Here is a 17,712-nt window from a genome sequence, read left to right as displayed (position 1 = left end):
GGGCGCCTTCAAGAACGCAATGTCCGAGGACGACAGTAGTAGCTTCCACGCGCAGGAAACCCACGAGCGACGGCACCACGAGAAGCCGCGTTCCTGGCTCGAACGCATCAGTTCGGCGCTTTCCGGCGAACCCACCACCCGCGAGGACCTGGTCGAACTGCTGCGCGATGCGCAAGCCGACGGCCTGATCGCCGCCGACACCCTGCGCATGATGGAAGGCGCCATTGCGGTGTCCGACCTGACCGTGGGCGACGTAATGATCCCGCGTTCGCAGATGGTCTCGTTGCCGGCCGACGGCAAGTTCCTGGACCTGATGCGGCAGGTGGTCGAATCCGGCCATTCGCGCTTCCCTGTGCATGGCGACGACAAGGACGAGATCCTCGGCGTGCTGCTGGCCAAGGACCTGCTGCGCGGCGTGGTTGCCGACAACGGCCCCGGCAGTGTCCATGAGCTGCTGCGCCCGGCCGTGCTGATTCCCGAATCCAAGCGCCTGAACGTGCTGCTGCGCGAGTTCCGCCAGTCGCGCAACCACATGGCGATCGTGATCGACGAGCACGGCGGCGTCGCCGGCCTGGTCACCATCGAGGACGTCCTGGAGCAGATCGTCGGCGAGATCGACGACGAGCACGACGACGCAGAAGACCCCAGTGCACTAATCGCCGCGCAGGCCGACGGCCAGTTCGTCGTCGACGCGCTCACGCCCATCGCCGACTTCAACGAGCGCTTCAGTGCCGACTTCGACGACGACGAATACGACACCATCGGCGGCCTGGTCACGGCCGCGATCGGCCACCTGCCCGAAGCCGGCGAAGAGCTCACCCTGGGCCGCTTCGTCTTCCGCGTCTCCGGCGCCGACGCGCGCCGCGTCCACGCCTTCCACGTCGGCGTCCTGTCGGATGCGTGACGAAAGCGCCCCCTCCCCCGCTGGCGGGGGAGGGCTGGGGTGGGGGCGAACGAAGCGACTGCTCATGGCCGCGGTCCTGCTCGCCGCAAGCCTTCTGGGCACCCAGGCCTTCGCCGCCACCCCCCGCATCGGCGTAGCCACGATGCAGCCCGGCGAGATCTTCTTCGAGCGCTTCGGCCATAACGCCATTGTCGTCGTCGACCCCGACACCGGCACCGCCATCTCCTACAACTTCGGTTTCTTCGACCCGAGCGAGCCGGACTTCCTCAGCCGCTTCGTCCGCGGCCACATGCGCTACCAGCTGGCGGCGCTGCCGTTCGAGCAGGACCTGCTGCAGTACCGCGACGAAGGCCGCGGCGTCGACGTGCAATGGCTCGACCTGAGCGACGCCCAGGCCAACGAACTTGCCGCGGCCCTGGCCGAGAACGCCAAGCCGGAGAACGCGCACTACGCCTATCAGTACTTCGACGACAACTGCAGCACGCGCGTGCGCGATTCGCTCGACCGCGTGCTCGATGGCGGCCTGCGCCGGCAGATCGAAGGCCGCTCCCACGGCAGCACCTACCGCAGCGAAGCGGTGCGGCTGGCCTCGCCGGCCTGGTGGATGTGGCTGGGCTTCGACGTCGGCCTGGGTCCGTCGGCGGACCAGCCGCTACCGGTGTGGAGCGAATCGTACGTGCCGATGCGCCTGGCCTCCGCGCTGCGCGAAGTGAAGAACAGCCAAGGCCGGCCGCTGGTGCTGTCGGAGCAGCCGATCCTGCCGCACCGGCTGCCACCGGAGCCGCAGACACCGCCGCCGCGCTGGTGGCCGTGGTGCCTGGTGGGCCTCGTGCTGGGCATTGCCGCGGCCTGGGCCGGCCCTCGTCGTCCGCGCGCAGTGGCGGCGCTGGCATTGCCGTTCTGGACACTGTCGGGCGTGCTCGGTGCGGTGATGCTGTTCATCTGGCTCGGCACCCAGCATCGCTACGGCTGGGCCAACAACAACCTGCTGCTGTTGAACCCGCTGGCCTGGCTGCTCCTGCCCGGCGGATGGCGGCTGCTGCGCGGTCGCGATCCGGGCCCGTGGTTCCGGCGCTGGCTGACGGTGCTGGCCGTTGCCGCCGTCGCTGCGTTGTTCGTGTACTGGCTGCCGGTCTACCCGCAGCGCAATGCGCATTGGGTCGCCTTGCTGCTGCCAATCCAGCTCGGGCTGTGGCTGGGGCTTCGCAAGCGCTGAACGGCCGGCCACGGCATTGCCGCGACGACTTGCCCTCGCTGATTCGCGGGGGCACGATCGCGCCATGAAAGATCCCACCCTGCCCCAGTGCGTCGTCAATTGCGCCGCCTACACCCGCGACGGCCAGCGCCGCGATATCACCCTCGACCAGATCAGCGACGTCCTCGCCGTCGATGACGGCACCTTCATCTGGGTCGGCCTGTACGAGCCGGCCGACGACATCCTCGACAAGTTGCAGGAAGAGTTCTGCCTGCACGACCTGGCCGTGGAGGATGCGCGCAACGCCCACCAGCGCCCGAAGATCGAGAGCTACGGCAACTCGTTGTTCATCGTCGTGCACACCGCGCAGAGTGTGGACAGCCACATCCGCTTCGGCGAAAGCCACATGTTCGTCGGTGCTCGCTACCTGGTGACCGTGCGCCATGGCGCCTCGACCAGCTACGCCCCGGCGCGGGCGCGCTTCGAGCGCGACCCGGAGGACATGGCCCACGGCCCGGCCGCGGCGCTGTACGTGGTGCTGGACCAGATCGTCGACAACTTCCTGCCGATCGTCCAGGAGTTCAGCCAGGACCTCAACGAGCTGGAACAGGACATCTTCGCCGACGAGTTCCGCGCCGACACCGTCAAGAAACTCTACGAACTCAAGCGCGAACTCACGCGCCTGCGCATGGCCGTGGCGCCGCTGCAGGACATCCTTGGCCAGCTCTCGCGCATGCGCAACACCCTGGTCGACGAAGAGAGCCAGCTGTACTTCCGCGACGTGCTCGACCACGTCGTGCGCATCAACGACACCACCGACACGCTGCGCGAAATGCTGACCGCGGCGATGAGCGTGAACCTGTCGCTGGTGACGATCCGCCAGGGCGAAGTGGTCAAGCGCCTGGCCGGCTGGGCCGCGCTGCTGGCCGCCCCTACCCTGATCGCCAGCTGGTACGGCATGAACTTCCACAACATGCCCGAGCTGCAGGGCCGCCACAGCTACGGCGTCCTGATCGGCGTGACCGTGGTGGTGTGCCTGATCCTCTTCGCCTTCCTTCGCCGGGCCAAGTGGCTGTAAACGCTGGGATTGTTGTCACGCTTAGACCAAAGTCGCAGGATCCATTGCGCACTGCGCATTGACCCGGCGCCACCGGCGGCGCGACCCTTCGTTGATCCTTACGGAGGGGTGTCATGAAAGCACTGTCCTGGCTTGGCTGGGTCGCGGTCGCGGTACTTGCCGTGTTCTGCATCGGCACCATCGCGCTGCACCGGGGTGAAACCATCAGCGCGATGTGGCTGGTGGTGGCATCGGTCTCGGTGTTCACCATCGCCTATCGCTTCTACGGCCTGTACATCGCGCGCAACGCGCTGATGGTCGACCCCACTCGCGCGACACCGGCCTGGCGCCGCAACGACGGCCTGGATTACGTGCCGACGCCGCGCAGCGTGCTGTTCGGCCACCACTTCGCCGCGATCGCCGGCGCCGGCCCGCTGGTCGGCCCGGTGCTCGCCGCGCAGATGGGCTACCTGCCCGGCACGTTGTGGATCCTGTTCGGCGTGGTCCTGGCCGGCGCGGTGCAGGACATGCTGGTGCTGTTCTTCTCCACCCGCCGCGACGGCCGCTCCCTCGGCGAGATGATCCGCGCCGAGATGGGACCGTCGGCCGGTGTGATCTCGATGATCGGCATCCTGATGATCATGGTGATCCTGCTGGCGGTGCTGGCACTGGTGGTGGTCAAAGCGCTCGCCGACAGCCCGTGGGGCACCTTCACCGTGGCGATGACCATCCCCATCGCGATCATGATGGGGTTGTACCTGCGCTACTTCCGGCCCGGCCGGATCATGGAAGTTTCAGTGATCGGCTTCGTCTTGCTGATCCTGGCGATCTGGAGCGGCGGCAAGGTCGCCGCGAGCCCGGAGTGGGCCCCGATCTTCCACCTCAGCGGCACCACCCTGGCGTGGCTGATGATCGCCTACGGCTTCATCGCCGCGGTGCTGCCGGTGTGGCTGCTGCTGGCGCCGCGCGACTACCTGTCGACGTTCCTCAAGATCGGCACGATCCTGGTGCTGGCCGTCGCGATCCTCATCGCCATGCCCGACCTGCAGATGCCGGCGATGACCAAGTTCGTCGATGGCACCGGCCCGGTGTTCAGCGGCAAACTCTTCCCGTTCCTGTTCATCACCATCGCGTGCGGTTCGGTCTCGGGCTTCCATGCCCTGATCAGCTCCGGCACCACGCCGAAGATGATCTCGAACGAATCGCAGATCCCGCTGATTGGCTACGGCGGCATGCTGATGGAAGCATTCGTCGCCATCATGGCGCTGATCGCCGCCTGCGTGCTGCAGCCGGGCGTGTACTTCGCGATGAACGCACCGGCGGCGCTGATCGGCACCACCGCCGAATCGGCCGCGGCTGCGATCTCGAGCTGGGGCTTCGTGCTCACGCCTGACATCCTCACCGCCACCGCCAAGGAAATCGGCGAAACCACCATCCTCTCGCGCACCGGCGGCGCACCGACGCTCGCGGTCGGCATGGCGCAGATCCTGCACGGGCTGGTCGGCGGCGAAGGCATGATGGCGTTCTGGTACCACTACGCGATCCTGTTCGAAGCGCTCTTCATCCTGACCACGGTCGATGCCGGCACGCGCGTCGCCCGCTTCATGATCCAGGAACTGATGGGCCTGGCCTACGCACCGTTCAAGCAGACCGAAAGCTGGGCGGCCAACGTGGCCTGCACGGCATTGGCGGTGGCCCTGTGGGGCTACTTCCTCTACCAGGGCGTGGTCGATCCGCTGGGCGGCATCAACACCCTGTGGCCGCTGTTCGGCATCGCCAACCAGATGCTCGCCGGCCTGGCGCTGGTGTTCTGCAGCGTGGTGATGGTGAAGATGAAGCGCGAGAAGTTCCTGTGGATCCCGCTGATCCCGACCGCGTGGCTGCTGATCTGCACGCTGACCGCAGGCTGGCAGAAGCTGTTCCACCCGGATCCGAAGATCGGCTTCATCGCCAACGCCCGCAAGTTCGCCGACGCCGCCGCGCGCGGCGAGGTGCTGGCCCCGGCCAAGTCGATGGACGACATGACGCGGGTGATCTTCAACAACTACCTCGATGCCGGCCTGTGCGCGCTGTTCGTGCTGGTGGTGCTGGCCACGGTGTTCTTCGGCCTGAAGGCTGCGTTTGCGGCACGCCGCAACAATGCCCCGACGGCCAAGGAGAGTGAGTATGTTGCGTTCGATGGCCTCGCTCGCTGATACCGGCGCCATGGCCCTGGACCTGCTCGCACGCTGGTGGCGTGCGGCAGCCCGGACCGCGCGCCTGGCGATCGGCATTCCCGACTACGACAACTACGTCGAGCACATGCGGCGCAACCATCCGGAATTACCCGCGATGAGCCGCGACGCGTTCTTCCACGAACGGATGCTGGCGCGCTACGGCAAGGGCCGCTCGCGCTGCTGCTGACCGCATGAAGCCCCTCTCCCGCTAGCGGGAGAGGGCTGGTGTGAGGGCGGCCTCAGCCCGCGGCCTGTGCCCGCACCACGTAATCCTGGTACGCCGGAATGGCGATTGCCGCGAGGATGGCCAGACCCATCACGCCGACGATGATCACCAGCGACCAGATCGACCACTTGCGCTGCACGCGCTGGAAGTGCTCGACGCTGTCCCAGCGCTTGTTGCGCCAGGCCCACTCGCGGCCCTTGATGCCCAGGATGATCGACATCACGAAGCCGACATACGGGATGAAGCAGAGCAGGCCGATCCAGGTGCGGTTGCTCACCGCCCAGATCCAGTTCAACAGAAACGCACCCCAGCTCCAGCCGGATACGCCCGGCGGAATCGTCGCGTCCTTGCCCATGCCCGACGTGTTGTCGCCCATCGACAGCTCGGCCAGCGTCGCGGCCGGCGCCTGATACGGATTCTGCATTTCGATTTCCCCTTGGTTGACTGGTTTGCGTCTGGTCGTGCGATGCCCTCCCCAGGGCACCGCCGCAGGATAGTCGCGCGGCGTGACGGCCGCCACCGGACAGCGACGGCCGTTGCTTCCTGCGAATCACGCCGGCCCGGCGCCGTCGAACTCCGGCAGGAACGAGATATCCAGGAAATGCCGCTCGCTACGCTGCGGATCGATATAGACCACGACATGGTCGTGCCTGAGGAACACCCGGGGGTCGTTCAGCACTTTCCAGCTGCGGAATATGTGGACCTCGCCGGTGGCAGGGTCCACCCATTGCGCGACGATCCGGTAGGGCGCGTGGCCGCTGACCTGGAAGAGGCCGTCGTCCTGGACATCGGTGACCCTGGCCTCGACCGCTCGCCCATGACGCATCAGTTGCATCGCCAGATTTCGCCGCCTCAGCCTGCCCAGCATGATCGACAGGCCGATGCAGGCCACCGAGACGCCGACCAGCGACTCGAGCGGTTTGGCAGACAGCAGCAGTGTCGTCGCCAGGCCGCTGCCGAAGAACAGCAACGCGCTGGAGGCAAAGGTCGAGGCGGGGTAACGCGCGACCCGGTCGCTCATTGCGCTGGCGCCGCGAGACAGGAACCCCCCGGCGCGTTCAACGCGAATCCTTCAGGACCGCCATCGGAATGCCGCTCATGCCTCACGTCTGCTTCAGCGCGCGGATTGGCGATGGCCGCGGCGGGTGCGATGCACGGATTGTCGGTGGACATGCTCAGCCTTCCTTGACCCGGGTGAGCTCCACATCGTCCACGACCATCTTCCACTCCCCCTGCGCCTGATAGGGCGGCCGGGAAACGACGAAGGTGGTCTTGATCGGGCCGAGGCCGACGCTGAAGTCATCGCCATCGAACCCTTGCAGGGGGCCCTCGACGGACTTGCTCACGCCCGCTTCCAGGCGCTTGTAGACGACGCTTCCGTCCTGCGTGATCAGCAGCGCCATGGTCTGCGAACGCCACTCGCCGACGTAGTCGGCTTTCGCGGGCGGCACGGGTTTGGCACAGGCCGTGAGCAGCAAGGCAAGGGCCACGACAGACAGCAGCAGGTTGCGCATTCTTCCTCCCCAGGAAGGCTGACGCCGGACTAAGGCCCGCCGCGAGGCGGCCGGGCCTGGTTGAAACTTCCCCTTGCCGACTGTCTACAAAATGCGGCGGCCGGTCAACCGCGTGCCGCCACTTCAGCGGGCCCGGAACGCCAGCCAAGGAGGCGGGCAGGCAGCAGGAGAATCGCCTGCAACAGCGCGAACAAGGCGGAGAACGTGATGCCCACCAGGCGGAACGGCAGGGCGATCAGCCAGGCGATCGGCCACAGGACCAAAGCCAGAAGGGCCAGCGGCCAGCAAAGAACGAACAGGATGCACCAGGCAACAACGGCAATCAGCGCCTTCATTTCCAGTCTCCTCGCGACACGGGTCCGTTACGGCACGGCCAACACTGCGATCCGGCGGGCCCATTGGCAACCGGCGTGCGACGAACCGGCTGCCCCCCTGATGAAGCCGCGAATACGGCGACGAAAACCACCTGGCGGGCCACCGCCAGACTCGAGCCGGGCTGGCCTGGTCTTGACCGGCTTGGTCTTGAATTGACTGTCAGGCTGCCGGTGCGCAGCCGCCTGGCTTGAAAACCCGCTCCGTCGATGCCGGGTTCCTTTCCAGGGCGCCACCGACGCGAGTGGGCCGCCGGGAGAACGACCCGCCACAGTTGGGGCAGCGGCCGCCAAGCCTGGACTCGACGCAGGTCGTGCAGAACGTGCACTCGAACGAACAGATCCAGGCGTCCTTCGAATCTGGCGCCAGATCAACATTGCAGCATTCGCAGCCTGGACGCATCTGCAGCATGTCCTACTCCTATCGTGAGCGGGGAAAACCCGTCGCGGCACTGATCTGTTCCAGGCAGACTAGCTGCGCAGGCGACGGCGTATTAGCGCGACAACTGCACCCAGTGAGGCAACGAGGGCGACCAGGACAGAGTTGTAGAACACGAAAGCGAGAGCCATGAATCCGCCATCTTTATGCCAAGCGCTCAGCGCTTCGCCCGGGTCTTGCTTCAGATAGTGATCTGCGATGGAGCGAACGCAAGGAACGGCAGCAGGACAACTAGCAGGACCATTTCTGCACCTGACGCCAAGGGCAAGCCGCTCTGCTGAGCTCATCTGCGCATGCAACAAGAATCAATGCATTTCCCAAAGCAACGAGTGCGAACAAGCCACCGTCGTTCGGTTGGAGCGCGTACCCACAGCGATTCACCAGGGTCGACACATCCCCGGCACAGAGCAGCCGGATCGCATCGGTGCCAAAGCCAGCCAGTGCGGCTTCATTGAAGCACAGCACTGTAATGCCGATGCTTGCCAGCATCGTCAGCCAGAAGCCGAGGCGGGGCAGTAGCAGCGGGAATGCCAGGAACAGATGAGTGCCAAAAATGTGACCAAGGGAAGGGCAGTGATGAACCCGCCCAGCTTGTCACTGCGCTTTGCAGCCTCAGACACGATGACCACGACGGCAGCAGTGAGCAGGTCCTTGGTGATCAGCCAGCTCATAGTGATCTCCCAAACGAGCCTAACGCCTGAGTTGAGCCGACACCAAGCGCGTAGCGATGATGTTCGGCTTGAATGAACCGCCAGGCCCAACGCCGTGACCGGAGCCGAGAACTGCTGCCGACCGTGCACGGGGCCCTCCCCGGCCCGAAATGTAGCAGCTTGCGGCGGCCAGTGGACCAACCCTTCGGGCCATAAAACCTGTGTCCCAGGACTAGCTCAGGCGGGGCGAGAAGTGCGGCGCATCCACGGCCAATGCGGGGCTACGGCGGTGCAGCTTCCACCGCCCACCCGCCGTTTACGAACAGGGAGAGCCGCGCGTGGTTGCAATCCGGGCGCGGGGCTGCGACAACGACGGACCTCCGATCGGGTCCACCCATGTCCTACGTGCGCTGCGTTCGCGGTATCGCCTCCGGCGTCGAGTATTCCGCCGACGTTCCGATGAACCTCGATCCGGTCGACGGCCGGCCAGTCGAGATGGTGCTCGACCTTGAGCGACTGGCGCGCGAGAAACCGGACGCGGCGTGGTATCGCCCGCAGCGTCGCGACCTGTGGCGCTTTGGCGCGTTGATGGCGCTCGATGCCGACGATCCGGTCGACGCCGCGCATCTCGTCCCGCTCGGCGAAGGCGCGACGCCGCTGCTCGATTACTCGACGCATCCGGTCGCGGCAAAGGCAGGCCTTGCGCTCCAGCTCAAGGACGAAGGCAAGGCACATCCCGGACACGGCGCGAACCCGACGCAGAGCTTCAAGGATCGCGGCATGGCGATGGTCGCCGCGCAGGCGCGTCGCCTGGGTCTGACCAGGCTCGCGGTGCCGACGCAGGGCAACGCCGGCGATTCGCTAGTACGTTACGCGCTCGAAGGCGGACTGAGCGTCGTAGTCGCAATGCCGGATGACACGCCGATGCCAATTCTCGGCGGCGTCGCCGCGGCCGCCAAGCGCTATCCCGATCGGGTGATGCTCGAGCTGGTCGGCCCGACCATCCGCGAGGCCGGCGCGTTCCTCAAGGAGCGCTACATCCCAGATGGCTGGTTTTCCGTCGCAACGTTTCAGGAACCGGGGTGGCGGATCGAGGGGAAGAAGTCGCTCGGCCTGGAACTCGCTGAGCCGGTGCCGGGCGAAACACGCTGGTCGTTGCCCGACGCGGTGATCTATCCCACCGGCGGCGGCACCGGCGTGCTGGGCATGTGGAAGGCGTGGGACGAGCTCGAGGCACTCGGGATGATCGGTGGGCGACGCCCGCGCATGTTGTGCGTGCAGAGCGCACGAACTGCCCCGCTCGTGCGTGCGTTCGATGACGGCGCGGCGGACACGACAGTCGTCGCGGCGGGGCAGACCCTCGCCGTGGGTCTCAACGTGCCCGGCGGCGTCGGTCATTTCCGCGTGCTGGACATCATCCGGACGAGCGGTGGCGCGGCCGTCGCGGTCGATGAAGCCGAGATCGAAACCGAACTCGCAGCGGAGTGGCGCCGCACGCACGACTGGATCTCGCCGGAGGGCGCAGCCTGCCTCGCAGCCCTACCGCAGCTACTCGACCGCGGCCTCATCCGGCGCGATGAGCGGGTGGTCGCGGTCAACACCGGCTCCAGCGAGAAGTACCTGCCGACGCTGCGCCGCCTGCTGTGACGGCGCCGAAACTGATCCGACCTGCGGTGGTCGATCCTCGTCAAGCGCCTGGAGAATGCTGATGCACAAGCTCGTGCCGCGATACGAGCCGCCCGATGCACTACGCAACATGATGACGGCTGTCTGCGACTTGCGATTGAAATAGGCCGCGGATTCGTAACCGGCCACTTGGCCACTATGGCCGAACCCTTGCAAATCGCCACGGCGGAAGGTCTCGAACCCAATGCCATAGCCGCCGGTCAGATTTGGGTTGGAAGCAATGAGGCGGTTGAAATTCTCGTCCAACGCCTCCTTCTGCAGAACGGCCTCGGGCCCATTGCCGAGTTCGAACGACACGAATGCGGCGAGATCGTCCATCGTGGAATAGATGCCGCCATTGGGCACTTTGTAGCCACGGCCGCGGAGCTCCCGTTGCGAGGTCGTTGAATCCAACTGGCCCTCTTCAATATCGAAGCCAGTGGCAAGACGGCTCCGCATCTCTTCATTGAGTTCGAAGGCGGTGTCCTTCATGCCAAGGGGCTGGAAAATGTGCTCCTCGACGTAGCCGATATAGTCCTGGCCCGCCGCGCGCGCAAGAGCGGCCCCAAGAATCGCGTAGCCGATATTCGAGTACGAATACTGCGAGCCAGGACTATGGATATATCTGGTCTTTCCCAGAGCCCGCAGCAGGTCGTCGCGCCAGTACGCGACGGGGCCGGACGTGAATTGTTTCGCGTCGTCAGGCTCGCGGGACAACCCTGCCGTATGCGTTGCGAGTTGCACCAAAGTAATAGGGGCTGCGAACGGAATCTGGCCCTGGATCCGGTCGATCTCGGGCAAGTACTTTTCGACAGGATCGGAGAGTCGAACCTTTCCTTGCTGCACCAGTTGAAGCAGCATCAATGCGGTGAACTGTTTGGTGATGGATCCTATTCTGTAGACCGTTTTGCGGTCCGCAGGTGCGGATGCCGGCCCGATGCCAGTGACACCGTAGCTTTTGGTCCAGAACCGGTCGGTGGCCATGATGACGCCCACCGTCAGACTGCCTGCCTTGTCCTTTGCGAACTCGGCCGCTGCCATCGAGTCGATCTGCGCTAGCACGTTTGTCGACGCAGGAATCATTGCTTCCTGTGCGGTGGCAATTGTTGTAGAGAACGCGAACCAAACAACAACCGCAGCGAGTCGAAATACTCCTTTCATGCACGTTTCCTTGAATCAAGATTCCGCGAGGTTCGAGCATGCGGCCTAACGCCTGAGTTGAGCCGCGTCGCGAATTGGCTTCGGCTTGAATGAACTGTCAGGCATAAGCCCACGCCACTAGGCCGCCCAGCGGTAGCAATGCGAAAAGTGCAACTGCACCAAGACAACCAGAGCTTGCGCTACCAGCCGCCTTGACGTACGACTCCCGCTCCAGCGGTGAACGCGACTGAAGCCATTTGGCATGACACGTCTGACAGAAGAACTTTGTCTTACCGCCCCGCCAGGCATCTGTCGTACGGTCGTTGTGTCGTGAGGCCGTGCCGCAACGGCCGCATTGGAATACCGGGGATGGTGGTTTGCGCTTTGGCAGAAACTTGGTAACAAGACCCAAGGCCGCAACGGCAGCAACCACCACGGCAATGAGCATTTCCGGCGTCACGAAGCTTCCCCTTATGCCTAGCGCCTGAACTTAGCCGCACCGCGGAGCGGTGTCGGCTTGAATGACTTGTTAGGCCGCGATATTGCGGAAGAACCCCGCTGCGATGCAAGCGGCCAACGACGCGACGAGAACTTCCTGAGTACGGCAGTGCCGTCGGATCGCGATGTGGTCTGGGTCCGATAGATCATTAGCTACGGGCATCTTCCGCAAGCGAAAGAGGTTAATGACGATTCCAAGAGGAGAGCCACCGAAGCGAAAACCCTCGAAATCCTGGCCCTTAAGCCGCCCCGCCTCTACAGCATTGCGGATCTTCCTGGCCAGGAACCAATCGTTCGCTATGACAGCAGCGAACAGAGCAACCATCAAGTAATACAGCGTTGGCATCAACTCTCCGAGCGGCCTAGGCCGATCCGCGAAGCGGCTTCGGCTTGATTGAATTGTCAGGCGCCGACCTAGTCACGGCAAGCGCTGACGTAAACACTGAACTGTAGTTGGCGATCAGGCAGGGAGGCGATCTGTAGGGGCTCGCCGAAATCCTGATAGGGCACGACGGCCTCCAGCCGCCCCTTCGGCGGAACCTGCAGCTTCTCGCCGCAGCCACCTGGGCAATAGCGGGACATCAGTGAGTTTCCGGCGCGGGAAAATGCGAGATCTCCGTACACTACGAACATCGGGTCACCGCTCGCCCGGCCTGTCTTTAAGCCGAGCCGCGAAGCGGCAACGTCAACGAAACGTACGGAGGGAGGCTGCCAGGAGCGTGATACCAAGAGCCGCTTGCCTGGACACGAGTGACGTCCTTTAGCCTGCTGACAATGCATTGGTTAAGGTTGATGTTGAAGTGCGGCGATGTCAGCGCAACCTGCGTAAGCACCTTTGGGTTATCCGTCGCGCGCGAGATACGCACTTTGACGGGTCCGTAGGTGTCAGGAATTCCGGTAAGCGTGCCACCTGCGCCAATTGGCAGAATGCCATCCTCATGCGCAAAGACCGAGCCTGATAGGAGCCAAAGTGCCATGACTGCCGCGATCGTTCTCATGTGGCCTAACGCCTGAGTTAAGCCGAGCCACGGAGCAGTATCGGCTTGAATGAACTATTAGGCCGCAAAACACGCTTGCAGGCCCGCAGCCTCTAGGGAGGCCCCGACAAACCAAAGCGCTACGCCCCCTAGAACAAAGAATGCCACAGCACAGCCACCCCGTACGGCCGCATCCACTCCGTGGGCTGCGACGACAGCCAGTGATCCGAAAACCAGACCAAGTAAGAGGCTGATGAAGGAAATGCCGCCCAGGCGAATGGCCTCCTGTGCGTCTCCTACTGAGCCCGTCTTAAGGTCCGCAGTGCAACCAGTCTCATATGCGAAGTATGCAAAGCAGCACAGAAGACCCACAGCAGGCATCGTCAGCACGAGTGAGAAGGGGCCTGGGTTTCGAAGAGTCATGCAGAGCGGCCTGACGCCAGAGTTAAGCCGAGCCACGAAGCGGCTTCGGCTTGAATGAATTGTTAGGTCTGCGGCCGCAGCCATTTCGGTCTACTTCCAGCGGACAAGAGGTCCGACTGACCTCTCCCGCATCTGTCGGCGCTGGTTGCGACGCCTGAGTGTGTGATTGCTTAGCCATTACCGAATCGCAGTAGCCGGCGGCACCAGGCTTTTGCTGCTTGCGCCACTGGTCTTCCACTGATTGGAGCTGCTCAATAGCTTTGCCGTAGTTCTTCGCGGCCGCAGCACGGGTCCAATAGCAGAACTGGTATGGATCAACGACGTCTGAATTGTGAAGCGCTAGCCGGCCAAGCATGAGCTGCGCATGTGGATGGCCTTGCTCTGCCGCCACAAGGTAATACTCCTTCGCCATTCCTTCATTCTTCTCGACATGTAGGCCAAGGTAGTACATCTCAGCTAGCAAAGTCTGCGAACTAGACTGGCCTGCGGCGGCGGCCGCGCTGCACCATCGGAAGGCGAGTTCAAAATTCTTCTGTCGCCCGCCTTCTCCGTAGAGAAACTGGTAGCACAGTTCATGCTGCACACTCGCGTCACCTTGCTCCGCACGCGAGATAACAGGATCGAGGCCGGTAGCGAAGGCGCCAGCTAAGGGCGCCATCAACAGCCATGCGGTCAACCATAGGGGCACAAGCCTACCGGCCAAAACTCCCGCGACTGACATTCGCTTCCGATGGCGCATACCCCTCCCCGATGGCCTAACGCCTGAGTTAAGCCGCACCGCGGAGCGGTGTCGGCTTGAATGAATTGTTAGGCCTCACTTGCCGTGGCTCACGCGCAAGACTTGGCCGTCCGACTTGGAAATGACCGCTATTGCGACGCCACCGGCCCACCCCTCTGGAAGTGAGCCTGTCACGGTCCATTTCCCACCAGAAAGCACCGCGTGGTACGGCCGTTCCGAGGCGATCTCCTCTTCGCCGTAGATTGGCGACCATACAGCCACCGCGATGGCAATGGCCGTCCTCGCGTCAGGAACGAGGCCCTGCTTCGGTCCAACGCTGTGCTCTTGAGCGAACAGCGGCAGCGCTAGAAGCAACAGCCCGGCCGCGAACAGAGTCCGACAAACCCGCATATCCACCTCGTGAGGCCTAACGCCTGAGTTAAGCCGACACCAAGCGCGTAGCGATTGGTGTTCGGCTTGAATGACTTGTTAGGCCCCGCCGGATGACTGCGGCGCCCGCTTAGTGCCTGGCAGGTATCCCTTGACGGCGCCAATGATCGAGACGATGGCAGAGCCAACAAACACGTAGGACTGGAGCCAAGCCACCGATGCGCCCGCAACCCTCCCAGCTTCAAAGGCCTTCTGCGGATCAGTCTCGCCCGCGCCCGCCACCATGCCAGCAATCATTGCAATCAGAAGGCCAATGACGACGTTCAGACCAATGAACCATAAGAATCCAAAGACAATCTTACGAAGCATGAACGCCCCCTGTGGGCCTAACGCCTGAATTAAGCCGAGCCGCGAAGCGGCTTCGGCTTGAATGAATTGTTAGGCATCATTGGCGCTCCGGCTGCTCAAAGAACACGAGGTCCTCACTAATTTTCTCGTGGTCTACATCTTGCGCCCGAGCGAAGCCAAGACGCCCGTCACGTTGAATGGTAGTGGCTTGTCTCAGATAGCCGACAAGGAGCTCGTGCTCATTGGCAGGCTTGAAAGTAATTTGGTCACCTTGCAACGTCCAAGTGCCACTTGCCTCGCCGTAAACGCCAAGGCAGCCCTGCCAGTCACTGTAGAAGGTGCCGTCTGGTTTGAGGACAACCGTGACCATGCGTCCCAGTCCGTCGCCGCTGTAATAGGTGCCAGGAAGCCGGTTGGCCGTGGTGCGAATGGTGGCGTCACTTGCGCAGCCGGTCAGAAGGGCCAGACCTAGTGCAGCAGTCGCGATGATCTTTCTCATGATGCCTAACGCCAGAGTTAAACCGCACCGCGGAGCGGTGTCGGCTTGAATGAATTGTTAGCCGCCTGCCGGCGACCTGGAAAGGCTAATTGCTAATGCACTAAGTAGCGAGGCCGCAAGGACACGCACAGCGATAGCAGTGTAGAACACTGACATTAGCTGAAGAAGGCCGCGGATGCCTTGAAGCGCCACAGTGTCACTAAAGGCAGAGACCAAGAACGTGATCAAGGCAAACCACGCGTATAGATGCGCTTGGGGAGAGAGATGCCAGGACGACCACATGCATAGCAAGAGCAAGACTATGCCAACGAAGGTGGCCGTGAGTTTAATTGCCACCTGCACGGGCGAGAGACTAGCAAACAGGCCGCTCCTGTACGCAACAGGGATCACGGATAACGACCACAGGCCAAAAAGACCGTGCGCCGTGCCTAGTAGCTTGAGAAGTATGGCGATCATTGAGAGCGGCTAACGCCTGAGTTAAGCCGACAGCAATCGCGTAGCGATTGGTGTTCGGCTTGAATGACTTGTTAGGCCTAGTGTCGTGACCGGAGCCGAGAACTGCAGCCGGCCATGCCCTGGGCGTTCCCCGGTCCAAAATGTAGCAGCTTGCGGCGGCCTGTGAACCAGCCCCCTTCCCTGCCCGGAGCCGGAATCCAAGAGGGGCGGCCGGGGCCACCGAAGTCACTCGCGACGCCCAGCGCCCCATGCGGCTCCACGCCCTTACGGCTGCACCGCGACGACAACAGTCCTAACGCCTGAGTTAAGCCGAGCCACGAAGTGGCTTCGGCTTGAATGAATTGTTAGGCGTCGGCCGGCGGAAGATCGCTGCCAGGTGCCCGTGCCAAACCGCTCATTCGCATGTTGCATTGCACATCAGCCTCAGCCACGTACACCTCAATGTCACCAAGGCCACCGGCACCGGAGTAGTCGCTTGTGATGTGGAAATGCTGCTCGGGGTCGCCGCGTAGATTCGTGAGTAAAACGATCAAGCGATCGATCTCCGCAACTGAGAGTCCGAGGCTGACCCCATACCAACCATTGTTCCAGTTCTCTATCTTGCCGCGCATCAGCCTTAGTCCTGGTGCCTAACGCCCTCGGCGCTAGATTCGAACGCACGCAAGAGGGATCGGACACCGAGCACTCCGACTATAGTCTCGACTGTCGCCAGCACAGCCAGAACCCAATAGATCGCAGTAGCGAAAGGCTGCCAGAAGGTGTACTGGAGAATCATGCCAATGGGGATGCTTATCAAGGTCAAGCCCGTAGACATCAGAAGAAGCCGCAGGCTCTTGTGCCGGGTTGCTCGATATGCCTTGAGTTGGAAAGCAAGCACCAAAAAGCCACCCAGCAATCCGAGCAATCCGACCCAAGCACTCAATGTGTAATACACGTCGCGACTCATTGCCTTCCCTCGCCTAACGCCAGAGTTAAGCCGCACCGCGGAGCGGTGTCGGCTTGAATGAATTGTTAGGCAACGCCCGATGTGGGCGGAACCCGCTCAAGCTCCCGGGCAAATATATCCGCGAGCCAGATGGTGTGGCCATCGGATCCGACGCACTCGACGACAAAAGCAGGTTCCTGCTGCGGTTCAGTCGCATGGGCGAGAATGACAGCGCCAAGATCGCCGACCCGCGGCAGGCATTGGCCGACACTCTTGTCCACACGCTCCGCAGGGATGTCGGAAATGACACGAACAACGTCGTACTCGGTGATGTTCATCGTGGGCCTAACGCCTGAGTTAAGCCGCACCGCGGAGCGGTGTCGGCTTGAATGACTTGTTAGGCCTAGTGTCGTGACCGGAGCCGAGAACTGCAGCCGGCCATGCCCTGGGCCTTCCCCGGCCGAAAATGTAGCAGTTTGCGGCGGACTGTGAACCTGCCCCCTTCCTTGCCGGAGCCGGCATCGAAAAAGGGCGACCAGGGTCTAGCGGAGTCGCCCACCACGCGTCCGCGACCCGTGCCGCTCTACGCCCTTACGGCTGCACAGCGGCGACAACTCGCCTAACGCCAGAGTTAAGCCGCGCCGCGGAGCGGCGTCGGCTTGAATGAATTGTTAGGCAGCGGGCCGACTATCGGCCTTGCGGCCTGCCTCGGTTGCGGGAGCGAACCATCAAATAGGCACCAACAGCTAGGAAGAATAGCCCGATCACAGTGGACTGCCACCATGGGGCCGGCACTAGCCGTAGATATGTGTGGTCGCCCAGCCCGCCAAGAAATATCGGTCCGCTTGCCAGAAGCGCAAATGCCAAAGCAGCCAATCCAAGCCCAACAAAAAGGCGACCGACAATCTGCAATGCCCTATCAATCGCCGACATAGCCCTCCCTGCTGCCTAACGCCTGAATTAAGCCGAGCCACGAAGTGGCTTCGGCTTGAATGAACTGTTAGGCAGCAAGCCCACGCGCCTAGGCTGCCACCGGAACGAAGATGCGATAAGCGAATCCTGCAGCGCCAAGTCCAAAGAACACAACCCTCCACCAGTAGC

General features: G+C 63.1%; 20 protein-coding genes. 6 read left to right on the top strand and 14 right to left on the bottom strand.

Going from position 1 to position 17,712, the window contains the following annotated elements; all coding sequences use genetic code 11:
- Positions 1-19: 19 nt before the first annotated feature.
- From AC1DER_RS16405 to AC1DER_RS16385, 5 genes are all read left to right on the top strand, one after another.
- Positions 20-904, top strand: a complete 885-nt coding sequence (locus tag AC1DER_RS16405) for an HlyC/CorC family transporter (protein ID WP_441815178.1) — start codon at positions 20-22, stop codon at positions 902-904.
- Between the two features lie 64 nt (positions 905-968).
- Positions 969-2,120 (top strand): lipoprotein N-acyltransferase Lnb domain-containing protein, encoded by a 1,152-nt coding sequence (locus AC1DER_RS16400; RefSeq protein WP_477246009.1) that lies wholly within the window; start codon positions 969-971, stop codon positions 2,118-2,120.
- Between the two features lie 64 nt (positions 2,121-2,184).
- Positions 2,185-3,177 (top strand): magnesium/cobalt transporter CorA, encoded by a 993-nt coding sequence (gene corA / locus AC1DER_RS16395; RefSeq protein ID WP_477246007.1) that lies wholly within the window; start codon positions 2,185-2,187, stop codon positions 3,175-3,177.
- Positions 3,178-3,290: 113 nt separating this feature from the next.
- Positions 3,291-5,351 (top strand): carbon starvation CstA family protein, encoded by a 2,061-nt coding sequence (locus tag AC1DER_RS16390; RefSeq protein ID WP_441815181.1) that lies wholly within the window; start codon positions 3,291-3,293, stop codon positions 5,349-5,351.
- 10 nt (positions 5,352-5,361) lie between these two features.
- Entirely contained in the window at positions 5,362-5,559 is a 198-nt protein-coding gene (locus AC1DER_RS16385) for a YbdD/YjiX family protein (RefSeq protein ID WP_477246086.1), read from the top strand.
- Positions 5,560-5,611: 52 nt separating this feature from the next.
- Here the strand turns inward: AC1DER_RS16385 and AC1DER_RS16380 are convergent, their stop codons facing one another.
- The 6 genes from AC1DER_RS16380 to AC1DER_RS16355 form a co-directional block, all read right to left on the bottom strand.
- Positions 5,612-6,022 carry a hypothetical protein gene (locus AC1DER_RS16380; protein ID WP_477246005.1) on the bottom strand — a complete coding sequence of 137 codons (411 nt, stop codon included), beginning with the start codon at positions 6,020-6,022 and terminating at the stop codon, positions 5,612-5,614.
- A gap of 126 nt (positions 6,023-6,148) precedes the next feature.
- Positions 6,149-6,619 (bottom strand): DUF3592 domain-containing protein, encoded by a 471-nt coding sequence (locus AC1DER_RS16375; protein ID WP_477246003.1) that lies wholly within the window; start codon positions 6,617-6,619, stop codon positions 6,149-6,151.
- A 154-nt stretch (positions 6,620-6,773) separates the two neighbouring features.
- The gene (locus tag AC1DER_RS16370; RefSeq protein WP_441815184.1) at positions 6,774-7,112 is read right to left on the bottom strand and encodes a hypothetical protein; all 339 of its coding nucleotides are present in this window, start codon (positions 7,110-7,112) and stop codon (positions 6,774-6,776) included.
- 104 nt (positions 7,113-7,216) lie between these two features.
- Positions 7,217-7,447, bottom strand: a complete 231-nt coding sequence (locus AC1DER_RS16365; RefSeq protein WP_441815185.1) for a hypothetical protein — start codon at positions 7,445-7,447, stop codon at positions 7,217-7,219.
- A gap of 199 nt (positions 7,448-7,646) precedes the next feature.
- Positions 7,647-7,886, bottom strand: a complete 240-nt coding sequence (locus AC1DER_RS16360; RefSeq protein ID WP_477246084.1) for a DUF1272 domain-containing protein — start codon at positions 7,884-7,886, stop codon at positions 7,647-7,649.
- A 527-nt stretch (positions 7,887-8,413) separates the two neighbouring features.
- The gene (locus tag AC1DER_RS16355; RefSeq protein ID WP_477246000.1) at positions 8,414-8,593 is read right to left on the bottom strand and encodes a hypothetical protein; all 180 of its coding nucleotides are present in this window, start codon (positions 8,591-8,593) and stop codon (positions 8,414-8,416) included.
- 375 nt (positions 8,594-8,968) lie between these two features.
- On the opposite strand from AC1DER_RS16355, the gene AC1DER_RS16350 reads away from it, so the two are divergent.
- Positions 8,969-10,219 (top strand): threonine synthase, encoded by a 1,251-nt coding sequence (locus AC1DER_RS16350; RefSeq protein ID WP_477245998.1) that lies wholly within the window; start codon positions 8,969-8,971, stop codon positions 10,217-10,219.
- Here AC1DER_RS16350 and AC1DER_RS16345 read toward each other — a convergent pair.
- From AC1DER_RS16345 to AC1DER_RS16310, 8 genes are all read right to left on the bottom strand, one after another.
- The gene (locus AC1DER_RS16345; protein WP_477245996.1) at positions 10,121-11,398 is read right to left on the bottom strand and encodes a serine hydrolase domain-containing protein; all 1,278 of its coding nucleotides are present in this window, start codon (positions 11,396-11,398) and stop codon (positions 10,121-10,123) included. The genes AC1DER_RS16350 and AC1DER_RS16345 overlap by 99 nt on opposite strands.
- 508 nt (positions 11,399-11,906) lie before the next feature.
- Complete coding sequence (locus AC1DER_RS16340) at positions 11,907-12,221, bottom strand: hypothetical protein (RefSeq protein WP_477245994.1); 315 nt, start codon at positions 12,219-12,221, stop codon at positions 11,907-11,909.
- Positions 12,222-13,297: 1,076 nt separating this feature from the next.
- Positions 13,298-13,951 (bottom strand): tetratricopeptide repeat protein, encoded by a 654-nt coding sequence (locus AC1DER_RS16335; RefSeq protein WP_477245992.1) that lies wholly within the window; start codon positions 13,949-13,951, stop codon positions 13,298-13,300.
- A gap of 138 nt (positions 13,952-14,089) precedes the next feature.
- Positions 14,090-14,404 (bottom strand): YbbC/YhhH family protein, encoded by a 315-nt coding sequence (locus tag AC1DER_RS16330; protein ID WP_477246082.1) that lies wholly within the window; start codon positions 14,402-14,404, stop codon positions 14,090-14,092.
- Between the two features lie 78 nt (positions 14,405-14,482).
- Positions 14,483-14,752: a hypothetical protein gene (locus AC1DER_RS16325; protein WP_241920102.1), complete on the bottom strand. Its 270-nt coding sequence runs from the start codon at positions 14,750-14,752 to the stop codon at positions 14,483-14,485.
- Between the two features lie 76 nt (positions 14,753-14,828).
- Positions 14,829-15,230 (bottom strand): hypothetical protein, encoded by a 402-nt coding sequence (locus AC1DER_RS16320; protein ID WP_477245990.1) that lies wholly within the window; start codon positions 15,228-15,230, stop codon positions 14,829-14,831.
- Positions 15,231-16,030: 800 nt separating this feature from the next.
- Positions 16,031-16,297: a hypothetical protein gene (locus AC1DER_RS16315; protein WP_441817739.1), complete on the bottom strand. Its 267-nt coding sequence runs from the start codon at positions 16,295-16,297 to the stop codon at positions 16,031-16,033.
- A 400-nt stretch (positions 16,298-16,697) separates the two neighbouring features.
- The gene (locus AC1DER_RS16310) at positions 16,698-16,949 is read right to left on the bottom strand and encodes a hypothetical protein (RefSeq protein ID WP_477245988.1); all 252 of its coding nucleotides are present in this window, start codon (positions 16,947-16,949) and stop codon (positions 16,698-16,700) included.
- Between the last annotated feature and the right edge of the window lie 763 nt (positions 16,950-17,712).

The organism is Lysobacter sp. 05T417 (assembly GCF_056396405.1).
This window is presented reverse-complemented; position numbering and strand designations above follow the sequence as displayed.

Coding starts and splice junctions, on each gene's coding strand:
- AC1DER_RS16405 (WP_441815178.1), top strand. CDS start 20: ATGTCCGAGGACGACAGTAGTAGCTTCCACGCGCAGGAAACCCACGAG.
- AC1DER_RS16400 (WP_477246009.1), top strand. CDS start 969: ATGGCCGCGGTCCTGCTCGCCGCAAGCCTTCTGGGCACCCAGGCCTTC.
- corA (WP_477246007.1), top strand. CDS start 2,185: ATGAAAGATCCCACCCTGCCCCAGTGCGTCGTCAATTGCGCCGCCTAC.
- AC1DER_RS16390 (WP_441815181.1), top strand. CDS start 3,291: ATGAAAGCACTGTCCTGGCTTGGCTGGGTCGCGGTCGCGGTACTTGCC.
- AC1DER_RS16385 (WP_477246086.1), top strand. CDS start 5,362: ATGGCCCTGGACCTGCTCGCACGCTGGTGGCGTGCGGCAGCCCGGACC.
- AC1DER_RS16380 (WP_477246005.1), bottom strand. CDS start 6,022: ATGCAGAATCCGTATCAGGCGCCGGCCGCGACGCTGGCCGAGCTGTCG.
- AC1DER_RS16375 (WP_477246003.1), bottom strand. CDS start 6,619: ATGAGCGACCGGGTCGCGCGTTACCCCGCCTCGACCTTTGCCTCCAGC.
- AC1DER_RS16370 (WP_441815184.1), bottom strand. CDS start 7,112: ATGCGCAACCTGCTGCTGTCTGTCGTGGCCCTTGCCTTGCTGCTCACG.
- AC1DER_RS16365 (WP_441815185.1), bottom strand. CDS start 7,447: ATGAAGGCGCTGATTGCCGTTGTTGCCTGGTGCATCCTGTTCGTTCTT.
- AC1DER_RS16360 (WP_477246084.1), bottom strand. CDS start 7,886: ATGCGTCCAGGCTGCGAATGCTGCAATGTTGATCTGGCGCCAGATTCG.
- AC1DER_RS16355 (WP_477246000.1), bottom strand. CDS start 8,593: ATGAGCTGGCTGATCACCAAGGACCTGCTCACTGCTGCCGTCGTGGTC.
- AC1DER_RS16350 (WP_477245998.1), top strand. CDS start 8,969: ATGTCCTACGTGCGCTGCGTTCGCGGTATCGCCTCCGGCGTCGAGTAT.
- AC1DER_RS16345 (WP_477245996.1), bottom strand. CDS start 11,398: ATGAAAGGAGTATTTCGACTCGCTGCGGTTGTTGTTTGGTTCGCGTTC.
- AC1DER_RS16340 (WP_477245994.1), bottom strand. CDS start 12,221: ATGCCAACGCTGTATTACTTGATGGTTGCTCTGTTCGCTGCTGTCATA.
- AC1DER_RS16330 (WP_477246082.1), bottom strand. CDS start 14,404: ATGCGGGTTTGTCGGACTCTGTTCGCGGCCGGGCTGTTGCTTCTAGCG.
- AC1DER_RS16325 (WP_241920102.1), bottom strand. CDS start 14,752: ATGCTTCGTAAGATTGTCTTTGGATTCTTATGGTTCATTGGTCTGAAC.
- AC1DER_RS16320 (WP_477245990.1), bottom strand. CDS start 15,230: ATGAGAAAGATCATCGCGACTGCTGCACTAGGTCTGGCCCTTCTGACC.
- AC1DER_RS16315 (WP_441817739.1), bottom strand. CDS start 16,297: ATGCGCGGCAAGATAGAGAACTGGAACAATGGTTGGTATGGGGTCAGC.
- AC1DER_RS16310 (WP_477245988.1), bottom strand. CDS start 16,949: ATGAACATCACCGAGTACGACGTTGTTCGTGTCATTTCCGACATCCCT.